The following is a 10,102-nucleotide window of genomic DNA, read 5'->3' as shown; positions in this document are numbered from 1 at the left end:
ATAATTTAATTTTCGGAATTTTTGCAAAATGTTACCCAACGGTTTTGTATATGAAAAGTAGCGGGATTTAAGTACTAATTTTTCGGTTATAATTGACTACTAATTTATTCATTTTCTTTCGATTAAACACTTTAGCCGCTATTTTTTATATACGTTGTTACCTGCTGGCTTTTATTCCGCAAACTTGCTAGCGTTGGCAAAGACATACTCTTTTGCAATTTTTGGCTTGTGTGTTAGCTGTAGCGAATTGCAAATGTGTATGGCTTTTAGTGGTGGCTATTTCGTAAACCTAATTTGCAAATTCAGTTTGAAATATAATTCTTCGTTTTCCTCGTAAATTTCTCCAAATCCGTGTCGTGAAGAACTTGCGGTGTCGAGTTTGGTGTTATTTAATAAATAATCTTCGAATTCATTCCTGTTGTAAATATGATAACATAACACGTCTCCATTTTCTTTTACAATTAAATATCCACCTGTTGCATCATATTTTCCTGTCCAAACTTTTGAAGGCATCATCCCTAATGCAACATCTGTCAAGAAGCGTTTTATTTTATATTCGTAAAATTTATGTTCGTTTTCAATGTCAAAGTTCAGTGGATTTTTGTCAGCTGTTTTGTTTACTAAATCGGTTAAATTTGAAAACTCACTTGAATAAAAATCAAAAACGATTTGTGATAAAATTTCGGGAAGCAAACTGTCTATTAAAACTAGGTTGTTTGAAAATATTTTTCGTTCTGTTTTTACAAAGACAAATTGTCCTCCTTTATTTTGAATTTGAACAATTCTATCCATTATTTTGCTTCTCGAAGCAATTGAATTGATATCTCTAATTTCATTTTCAGTTAAGTTAATCCCAACAATATTAAAGATGAAATTTGTCGTTTTTCCAGCGTTTAGTAGAGTAGAAGGACTACCAAGTTGAGATTTTATGCTAAAACCTAATGTAGGTTGTTGATTAGTTCTTTGGTCGTGAACAACAATTGTGATATCGGTTTTAGCAGAAGAGCTTGCTTTTAATGAAAAGCAGTTTATAGATTGCATAAAATCCTCAATTTCTGGAATAGAAAAAGTTCTTTCTTTGTTTTTCTTGATTGCATTTAAGAGAAAAAGAGCTTTGTCTTTAAATTCTGAAATTGGGATTTTCAAAATTTCCTCATTACCTGAAATTAAAATAATCTCATCTTGTATAGAGTATTCAAAATTACCATTGTTTTCGCTACGAAGTATTTTTATGATTGGATAAACTAAACCTTCTAACTTTTCAATGTCTTTGTTTCCAAGAAATAATTGTTTGTCGCCTAATAATTTAAAAAGAGCATAAATTTCGCTCCATTCTCCTTTATTTCCTGTTATCATTTGTAGTTAAGTTTTTCTATTATTTTTTCGGCAGTTGCTTGAATTGCTGGAACTGCAACTGAATTTCCGAATTGTTTGTATGCTTGTGCATCTGAAACTACTATTTTAAAATTGTCTGGAAATCCCTGTAATCTTGCCCATTCTCGAGGTGTCATTTTTCTAATTCCCTCTCGGTTTACTTCTCCAGAAATATTAGTTATAGGTTTGAAATTTGTTAACCTATCATCAAATACTAAATTTCTTTCTCTTCCCATTCCACCACAAACAACAGCATTTGCAGTTCCATCATTTGGTATTATTTCATAGCCAAACCCGTTTCCTTTACTTTCGTGTCTTGCTTTGTGTTTTCTTAATGTATCTATGTAAGTTGTTGAAAGATAATACTTAACCGAAACTTCATTTTGTTCTAAAATATCTTCTAAAACGGTTTCCTTATTGGTTGATTTTGGGTATTCAAAATCTGTAATACCAGTGTCTTTATGAAACCCAACAATAAAAATTCGCTCTCGATTTTGAGGAACTCCAAATTCTTTTGCATTAATAATTTGAGGTTCTGGAACATAATATCCTAAATCTTCTCGAAGTACATTTAAAATAGTTGCCAAAGTTTTTCCTTTGTCGTGATTTCTTAATCCTTTTACATTTTCAAGGAAAATTGCTTTTGGTTGTTTTTTCTTGATGATTTCTGCTACGTCAAAAAATAGTGTTCCTCTTGTATCTTCAAATCCGCCACGTCTTCCTGCAATCGAAAACGCTTGACAAGGGAAACCTGCACAAAGCACATCAAAATTATCAGGTATATAATTTTTTGTTTCAGGTTTTGTTATATCTCCAAAAGGAAATTCTCCAAAATTGGCTTTATAAGTTTGTTTTGAATATTTATCCCATTCGCTAGTGAAAACACATTTTCCTTTTAGATTTTGAAGAGCTAAACGGAATCCACCAATTCCTGCAAAAAGGTCAATAAATTTAAATTTCGGTTTTTCTGGTGCTGGAAAAGGAACAGATTTATTAAGGTCAAAAATCAAATATTGAAGCGCTTCTTCAGCTATTTTATTTGTGACTTTTTCTGTTGGATATTTTTTTTCAAGAATTTCTTTTACATAAGAAAGTGCATCTTTTTTGTAAAATTGGGAAACACCATTCTTATGGTTGTGTAAATAATGTGTAAAAGAAGCTGGTTTAGAATTATCTGGGTCAACTACTTTTATTTCAAATAGTTGTCCTTCAATGTTTTCTATGTCGATTCTTTCTTTAATCATTATCTCTTATTTAACGACACAAGGTAATAAAGTTTACTATTCATATTAGTTGGATTTGATAATTTTTATTCACAATTTTATTTGGGTGGTGGTGAGGAAGGGCAAGCTCTTTTGGTTTTTTAGCGTTGGATTTGTGTGTTGGAAAAAAAACAAAAGTGCTTGAACGTGCGGTGGTTTTTTCAGCTTGCAGGTAACGGTTCGGCTAAGCGTAGTGCGGAAGCAAGGAGACTTTTTGTTTCCGTTTGTGCACGAAGCTAAAGCTTATTGTTTTGCTTTTTCTTTATTTATCCAAAGCTAAACCCATAAGATTTAGCGACATTATAAATATACACAGACCTTTCGGTTTTGCCCTGAAGTCCGCATTACGTTTAGGTTTTGTTAGGCGGCGTATTTTTTATTCCACTCTTTGCAACTTATATCCCTTCTCAGACAACAAGTTTAGAATTCCATTTTCACCTCCCAAATGTCCCATTCCGACCGCAATAAATGTCCTTTCTTTTTCAATCAGGTATTCTATGTCCGACATCCAATTGTTGTTTCGTTTGTCCACAAGAGTTTTTGTGATTTCATCTCCCATTTGGACTGTCATACTTTTATGAAACTTTTTAATTGATTGGGTTTTGTATTGGTTTAGACTTTCTTGATAGTCCGTTAACATTTGTTCTTTGATAAATGTATTTTCAGGTATTTTTATATCTGCTACCGTTTTCAATATGCTTAGAATTTCGTTGGTAGATTCTAGACCACTCAACTCCATGTTCGATTCCAATGCATTCTTGATAAGTTCACTTTCCATACTTACAAGTTCATCTCCGTATTCCTCGATTATGACCCCATAACTTTCCAGTAAAAAAGACGGCATTTCAAAGTCCGCAAACTTTTGTTGTTCCGATTGATTGGTTATATCCCTTTCCAATGCAAGTACTTTACAACTTTGAAGTTTGGAAATTACGTTTTTGGGAAACTCCATTTCAGTCCTCGGGTATAAATGAACTGTTCCGAAAATAAATGATTCTATTTCATTTTTGGATTCAATTCTCCACAGAATTCCTGTTTCAAAATCAGTTTTTTCTTTTTGGTCACAAGAGACCAAAAACAGCAAAATTATGATTTGAAGCAGAGTCTTTTTCATATGACGCCTAACGGTCTTGTATATGAAAAGTGGCGGATTTTAAGCACTAACTTTTCAGATTATAACACACCTTTAATTTGTTTATTTTCTTTCGATTAAGTGATTAAACCGCTATTTTTTATATACGTTGTTGTACACTGGCTTTTTTCATTCAGATTGTCATTCAGCGTTGGAAAAGACATACTTTTTTGCAATTTTGGTTTGTGTGTTGGCTGTAGCGAATTGCAAATGTGTATGGCTTTATGCTGCTGGTTCTACTTTAAATTCAATCAGTTTACATTCAATTAATGCAACTGGATTATCTGGGTCATTTACGTTTACATCAGATATTGTTACACCTTCTGTTTCCGCCAAGCGATTTATAGATGATTCAGGAAAATTATTGTACTTGGTTAATGGTATTAATGCAAAACACTGAAACCTTTTTCCAGGTTCATAATTATGGATATAATCAAAAACTTTAAATGGTGGTTGTAAAAGCCACATTCCTCGAATACGAAGGTTTGTAATTCCTAAAGGGTCAACCTTATTTACTCTGCCTATCTCATTTGTTTCAGAGAATTCGATATCTGGGATTTCATCAATAGTTGTGGCAATGTCATTCTTCAAGGATATATAAGTTTCTTCAGATGCGGCATAAATATCTCCATAAACAAACCATAGAGATGAAAGACGGTTTGTGTTTTTGGGAATATGACCTATAACGTATATAAATTCTTTTTCAGTCCATTCCTCACATTCAACACACTTTTTTGTAATAAACGAGCTGTCAGACTTCAATACCTGTTTAGGGTGAGAACTATTTAATTGTAGCTCTGTAGTTAAAGACTCGATTTTTTTAACTTCAATTGCAGGACCACTTTTTAGCATTAGGTCTGGTGGATTTCTTTTGCTACCTTGAAAAGAAAATACCTGCTTATATTTAATATTTCTTAAATTTTTGTCAGGTTCATCAAACATATTTGCAAAAGAGTCTTTTATAAAAGCTTCTAACCCTTCGCCCATATTATTTGCCCTATTATTACCAAAAGTGATATCCTTAATTTCTAATTCTTCACGTTGAGCAATGTTGTAAATTGCATCTAAAATATTTATCATATCGCCTCGACTATTTCTTTTTGTTTTTTTGTTTGATTTACTGTTTTTGTTTCGAGTTGAGTTTTGATGTTTTCAGCTAAAAATTTTGCAAGGTTTACTGGAACTGCATTACCTATCATTTTATAACCTGCCGCTACTTTATCATAGTGGAAAATGAAATTATCAGGAAAAGTTTGAATCCTTGCACATTCTCTTATACTTAATCTTCTATATAAATGCTCTTTTCCTGGTACAAAAACTCTTTTGTTTTGTTCTATAAATTTCATTTTTGGTGCTTGAGGATGAATTGGTGCGTGTCGCCCTCCTGCTTGTATGGTAAATGATTGCTCATCCCAACTGCGTACGCGATTTCTTGACATAAAAATTGTTGAGAAATTCCCAATCATATATTCGTGATTTGGAATTGTACAATTACTACCATTTGTCTTATTATATTCCAAGGCAGGTAGAACACCTTCTTGCAAATCTCCAATTGCTTCTTCGAGAGTGATTTTTGGAAAAGTTATTGTTGGGAATTCAAATTTAAAACCTAAATCCTTTCTTATACCAATAAAAAACACTCTTTTTCTATCTTGTGGCACATTGTAATCAGACGAGTTTAAAAGCTGAAAAGAAAGTTCATATCCTGCATTTCTGAACATTTCTTTGATGTTTTGTAATGCATCCTTGTGCCTTGGTAAAAGCATACCACTTACATTTTCTGCCAAAAAGAATTTGGGTTGCTTTGCTTCTAAAATTCTAATAAAGTCAAAGAAAAGTTGTCCTCTTTTATCGTTAATTCCTCTTAAAGCACCTGCTTCGCTCCAACTTTGACAAGGTGGTCCGCCAATTATTCCATCACATTCAGGAACTTCTTCCTCTTTGATATTAACAATGCTTCTTCTGTCTAATTTGGTGTTTTTGTGATTTTTTTCATAGGTTTCCCAAATTTCTTTGTCATATTCGTTTGCCCAAACAACATTAAATCCTGCTTGTTCAAATCCAAGGTCAAGTCCTCCTGCACCTGCAAAAAATGATACTATATTCATATTGCTTTTTCTTTTAAGGTTCTTCTGTATTCTGCTTTTGCTTCTGCAACTTTTAAAAGTTGTTTAGAGCAGTTGTATTCATAAATTTGTTTGCCGAGTTGGTCAGAAATATATTCATTCTCCAATTCTGTTAGGTTTAAATCAAAAATTTTTGCCAAAAGAGGCAATCGCTTTTTATCAAAATCTCTTTTGTTGTTTTCAATCTTACTCAAGTTTGCACTGTCTAAATTCAATTTAGCAGCAAGTTGAGTCAGAGTTAGTTCATTTTTTGTTCTTAACTCTCTTATGTATTCTCCAAATGTTGTTTTCATAAGACTTGTCAAATTTTGACAAAAATATTGTTTTCTTTTTAATTTTTCTAAATCCATTCGATTTTTTTCGGGTGGTGGTGGGGAAGTGAAAGCTCTTTTGGTTTTTCGGCATTGGCTTTGAGCGTTGGGGAAAAATAAATGTGCTTGAACGTGCGGTTGGTTTTTCAGAGCTTGTGTACAACGGTTTTGGCTATGGTTTCGTTACGGAATGGTACGCGAGTATCATTCCGCCGTAACCATAAATTTAGCAAAAAGGCTTGAAATTCCGATTAGGAATTTCAGCCGTAATGAACTATAGCCGTTGTTGTGCATAGTGATTTTACATTAAATTAAATGATAGAAAATATCTTGTTCCACCTTGATTCAATAAAATCCACGCAATCAGTTTGTCAGATTCTTGGTCAAACCACAAAACACCTTTTGGATTTTCAGGTTCCTTTTTCTCATAATAAGCAAACACGTTCGGTTCAATTTCCGCTAATTGCTTTTCGAATGGTTTGTATATTTCGTGTTCATTGAAAAATCGAACTGGTTTAGCGTCAAGGTTTTTAATTCCGATACTATCAATCGGTTTTCTAAAATAATAGAATAGTGTGTCAAAGGATTGAATTCGGCTTTCTTTCCGAGTTTCAGAGGTGTCTTTTAAGACATAGTCAAACTCTATATACTTGTCAAATAGCAAATCTTTAGAGATTTCCGATTTCTGTTTTCCATCCACATATTCCGCTAATTCAGTTAGTTTTTCATATTGACTTTTTTCTTTTTCAGTCCAATTAACAAACTTATTTTCCTTTCCACAACTCACAAAAATTGTCAAAATCAGTATTCCAAATATTATTCTTTTCATAAAGTTTGTCTTCATTATGCACAACGTCTCGGCTATGAGTAGTTGCGTGGTTTAGCGATTAACTTTGCAAGTACACACCAAACTGAAAATCCGTGAGGATTTTCAGAAGTAGGCGAGAACAAGCAATTACTTATAGCCATTGTTAGCAAACGGTTTTTATGTTTTTATCATATTAATCATTCCATAAGAATAACTGCCTTTTGGAAGTCTATCCCTAAAATCTTTGAAATATTTCCACAAATCAAACTCTGCGTTTATTGCATTAAGCATATTCCTAACATTTTTGATTTCAGGCATTTCTGGATTTTGATATCTTTCGTTTTCTGGTTCCCAATATGAGTAAATTCTTTTTTCTTTTTCAGTTCCAATTTCAAAAACATAAGTTTTGCCATCAAATCCTTGAGGATAATTTTCAATTTCAGAACAGTCTTTTAATGTTTCAATGTTTTCTTTTTGCAATGAGGTCATTAATTCTTTGGCTGTTCCGGTTGAGATTTTTATTTTTTGGTAAATCGTTTCTGTTTTATTCTTCCTTTTATGTTTAGTGACAAAATTTGTAAGTGCTCCGTTATAAGTCGAGTCATTCAATTTAATTAATTCCACAACTTGATAGTCAGTCCAAACTCGGTAAGCCTTTTCAAATGTTATACTGTCATAATGCTTTAGTTCAACTTCGATTCGGTCAGATTCGATGTAGGGTTTCCAAAAAGATTCCTTTTCGGTTTGTCCAAGTGCTAAAGTCGTAATCAGACTAAAAATTAATATGTGGATTTCTTTTCTCAACTGTTTGCTAACGGTTCCGGCTATGATTTCGTTGCGGAAAAATCCGCAGGATTCTTTCCGCCGTAGCCGAAAGATAGCAAATTTGCGGTTGAATTCCGATGAGGAATTCAACCGCAATGAATTATAGCCATTGTTGTGTGCAGTTATTTTTAATAGTTAAACTGTATTTCTATTTTTTCTTCTTTCAATGTTGCTGAAACCCAAGGTAAATTCTCAATTTGTTTATGGTCAGTAAAGAACTCAAAAAACAATGTTTTTCCGTCACAAAATAAGTTTTTTCTCAGATAGTTGATTAAAATTTCTATTTCTGAATTATTTAACTCTTGTTTCAACATTACTTTAAATTCTCCAATTCCTGAAAAGTTGAAAATTTTCTGTTTTAAGATTTCAAATTCTATAATTTTTCCATTTGTTATGGACGTTGGTAATTGTTTTAAATAATTAGATTTTAGTTCTTTATCTGCTTTAAGTTCTACAGTTTTAAATGAATAACTGTTTTTTTCTAATTCAATTTGATAAAAACTAATTCCTCTTGATTGTAACAAATTTATGATTTGATTTTTATCTGATTGGCTAATCTTTAGACCAAAATAAATTGATTTTAGTGCTTTTGGATTATAGGAATTTAATCCTATTTTACTTGTTACAATTCTATGTTCTTGTTCGTATTCCCATCTTTTCGATTTATGAAAAGCGAACTTTTTTATCATACTATTTTTTTCGTTTTTTATAATATCCCAAAAACCAATTTTTGGTGGTTTATTTGAATACAAAACAGGAAAAGAATGAACGTGATTACCTCCGTCGTTTTTTAGCAAAATGTCTAAATCATATTCTATACAGAATCCTTTATGTGAATTTGCGTAATGAGCCCAAAGTAATTCATCTAATGGTGTTTTAGAGAGTGAATAAATCCCCATTTTATTATCCATTGATAATACTTCGTCGGTATTATCATTAATTAATTCATAATCTTCTTTAGTTTTAGCTCCAACTTTTTGTCCAATATAGTTCAGAAATTTTTTAACCCTTTTTGTATCAGTAGTTGCTTCACAAGGGTCGTTTAATTGTTCAATAGAAGATGACCAATATTGATTGTTCTCAAGAGCTTTTATATCATTCTCTGTTCCACTTCGATATTTATATACAAGCATTGAGGTTGTAGGTTTTTGGTAATTGCACACAACGGTCTCGTATAAGATTAGTTGCGTGGTTTAAATAACTAATTTAGCAAATAAAAACCGAATAGAAAATCCGCGAGGATTTTCGTAAGTAGGCTATTACCAAGTAATTAATTTTATACTTTGTTACCTGTAGTTTTTATTTTTTTAACCGTTTGTTAAACCATTTTATTACTAATTCGTTTAATTCCATTCTATAATCTGAAAATGAATGGTTTGTCTCAAATTTCCTTAATTCAAAATCATATTCTATTTCTGTTAATTTATCAGCAACTTTGTCAGCTTGTGTAGGATTTACTCTTTTGTCATTAGTTCCACACAAAATTAAAAGACTACTGTTTTTATCTAATTCGTCTGTCCAATAAATTACAGAACGTTTTTTTAATTCAGATTCTTTATTGTCCAGATAATTTGGTACACATTCCGCAATAACTTTCGATTCCATTTCCGGTCTGTCAGAAATTAATCCAAACAAATCGGTTGGTCCATTTCCGACAATAGCTGTTTTTATTTTGTCCGATTTCTGAAGAGCCAAATAAGTCATCATTCCACCTCTCGACCAGCCAAACATTCCAATACAATTCGAGTCAGCTTTTTCAATGTCTTTTACGGTTTCGGTCAAGTTCAGCACGTCATTAATTTCAGAACCTCCAAATTCATCTTTTTCTCGATAGTTACTCCCAATTATCACATAACCTTGTTCAGCTAATTTTGAAGTGTACATTATCATTGTTGCAACTGTTAATCTTCCAAAATCTCTGTTTCCACCACGATTAAAAATCACAACTGGATATTTCCCTTGATTTTTTGGTTCGATTAATAAACCTCTAACTTTTAAGCTGTCACTTTGGTAAGTAATGAAATAGAAGTCTAACTTATTTAAATGCTCAAAGTTTGGTTTCAATTCATTGTCTTGTGAAATCCTATCCCAAATAGGTGTATTGGAAATATCAACTAATCTTTTCGAGAGCAATTTTCCGTTTTGAGCAAATCCAAAATTTATAAATAGTAAAAATAGTATTGATGTTAAAACTCTGTTCATTGGTTTGGGTAAATTACAGGTAACGTGTTTGTATATGGTTTGTTGCGTGGTTTAAGCACTAA

The 10,102-nt window shown here is 32.1% G+C and carries 10 protein-coding genes; all 10 read right to left on the bottom strand.

The window, feature by feature from the left end; translation table 11 throughout:
- Positions 1-276: 276 nt before the first annotated feature.
- Positions 277-1,356, bottom strand: a complete 1,080-nt coding sequence (locus FUA26_RS12005) for an HpaII family restriction endonuclease (protein WP_010136265.1) — start codon at positions 1,354-1,356, stop codon at positions 277-279.
- A complete protein-coding gene (locus FUA26_RS12000; RefSeq protein ID WP_147136376.1) occupies positions 1,353-2,618 on the bottom strand; it encodes a DNA cytosine methyltransferase in 1,266 nt (421 codons plus the stop codon). Before FUA26_RS12000 ends, FUA26_RS12005 begins: the two co-directional genes overlap by 4 nt.
- A 394-nt stretch (positions 2,619-3,012) precedes the next feature.
- Entirely contained in the window at positions 3,013-3,750 is a 738-nt protein-coding gene (locus FUA26_RS11995; RefSeq protein WP_147136373.1) for a TraB/GumN family protein, read from the bottom strand.
- Positions 3,751-3,990: 240 nt separating this feature from the next.
- A complete protein-coding gene (locus FUA26_RS11990; RefSeq protein ID WP_147136370.1) occupies positions 3,991-4,848 on the bottom strand; it encodes an NgoPII family restriction endonuclease in 858 nt (285 codons plus the stop codon).
- Positions 4,845-5,876 carry a DNA cytosine methyltransferase gene (locus tag FUA26_RS11985; protein WP_147136367.1) on the bottom strand — a complete coding sequence of 344 codons (1,032 nt, stop codon included), beginning with the start codon at positions 5,874-5,876 and terminating at the stop codon, positions 4,845-4,847. The genes FUA26_RS11990 and FUA26_RS11985 overlap by 4 nt, the downstream gene beginning before the upstream one ends.
- Positions 5,873-6,244: a helix-turn-helix domain-containing protein gene (locus FUA26_RS11980; protein WP_147136364.1), complete on the bottom strand. Its 372-nt coding sequence runs from the start codon at positions 6,242-6,244 to the stop codon at positions 5,873-5,875. Before FUA26_RS11980 ends, FUA26_RS11985 begins: the two co-directional genes overlap by 4 nt.
- A 262-nt stretch (positions 6,245-6,506) precedes the next feature.
- A complete protein-coding gene (locus FUA26_RS11975) occupies positions 6,507-7,034 on the bottom strand; it encodes a hypothetical protein (protein WP_147136361.1) in 528 nt (175 codons plus the stop codon).
- 156 nt (positions 7,035-7,190) lie between these two features.
- The gene (locus FUA26_RS15725; protein WP_186826913.1) at positions 7,191-7,817 is read right to left on the bottom strand and encodes a hypothetical protein; all 627 of its coding nucleotides are present in this window, start codon (positions 7,815-7,817) and stop codon (positions 7,191-7,193) included.
- A 149-nt stretch (positions 7,818-7,966) separates the two neighbouring features.
- Positions 7,967-8,971, bottom strand: a complete 1,005-nt coding sequence (locus tag FUA26_RS11970; protein WP_147136359.1) for a DUF2971 domain-containing protein — start codon at positions 8,969-8,971, stop codon at positions 7,967-7,969.
- A gap of 166 nt (positions 8,972-9,137) precedes the next feature.
- Positions 9,138-10,040: an alpha/beta hydrolase family protein gene (locus FUA26_RS11965; RefSeq protein WP_147136356.1), complete on the bottom strand. Its 903-nt coding sequence runs from the start codon at positions 10,038-10,040 to the stop codon at positions 9,138-9,140.
- Between the last annotated feature and the right edge of the window lie 62 nt (positions 10,041-10,102).

It is taken from the genome of Seonamhaeicola algicola (genome assembly GCF_007997385.1).
Taxonomy (GTDB): domain Bacteria; phylum Bacteroidota; class Bacteroidia; order Flavobacteriales; family Flavobacteriaceae; genus Seonamhaeicola; species Seonamhaeicola algicola.
This window is presented reverse-complemented; position numbering and strand designations above follow the sequence as displayed.

What these genes read in the sequence shown, in the direction of transcription:
- FUA26_RS11995 (WP_147136373.1), bottom strand. Translation starts at nt 3,750, where the DNA reads ATGAAAAAGACTCTGCTTCAAATCATAATTTTGCTGTTTTTGGTCTCT.
- FUA26_RS11990 (WP_147136370.1), bottom strand. Translation starts at nt 4,848, where the DNA reads ATGATAAATATTTTAGATGCAATTTACAACATTGCTCAACGTGAAGAA.
- FUA26_RS11980 (WP_147136364.1), bottom strand. Translation starts at nt 6,244, where the DNA reads ATGGATTTAGAAAAATTAAAAAGAAAACAATATTTTTGTCAAAATTTG.
- FUA26_RS11970 (WP_147136359.1), bottom strand. Translation starts at nt 8,971, where the DNA reads ATGCTTGTATATAAATATCGAAGTGGAACAGAGAATGATATAAAAGCT.
- FUA26_RS11985 (WP_147136367.1), bottom strand. Translation starts at nt 5,876, where the DNA reads ATGAATATAGTATCATTTTTTGCAGGTGCAGGAGGACTTGACCTTGGA.
- FUA26_RS11965 (WP_147136356.1), bottom strand. Translation starts at nt 10,040, where the DNA reads ATGAACAGAGTTTTAACATCAATACTATTTTTACTATTTATAAATTTT.
- FUA26_RS12005 (WP_010136265.1), bottom strand. Translation starts at nt 1,356, where the DNA reads ATGATAACAGGAAATAAAGGAGAATGGAGCGAAATTTATGCTCTTTTT.
- FUA26_RS11975 (WP_147136361.1), bottom strand. Translation starts at nt 7,034, where the DNA reads ATGAAAAGAATAATATTTGGAATACTGATTTTGACAATTTTTGTGAGT.
- FUA26_RS12000 (WP_147136376.1), bottom strand. Translation starts at nt 2,618, where the DNA reads ATGATTAAAGAAAGAATCGACATAGAAAACATTGAAGGACAACTATTT.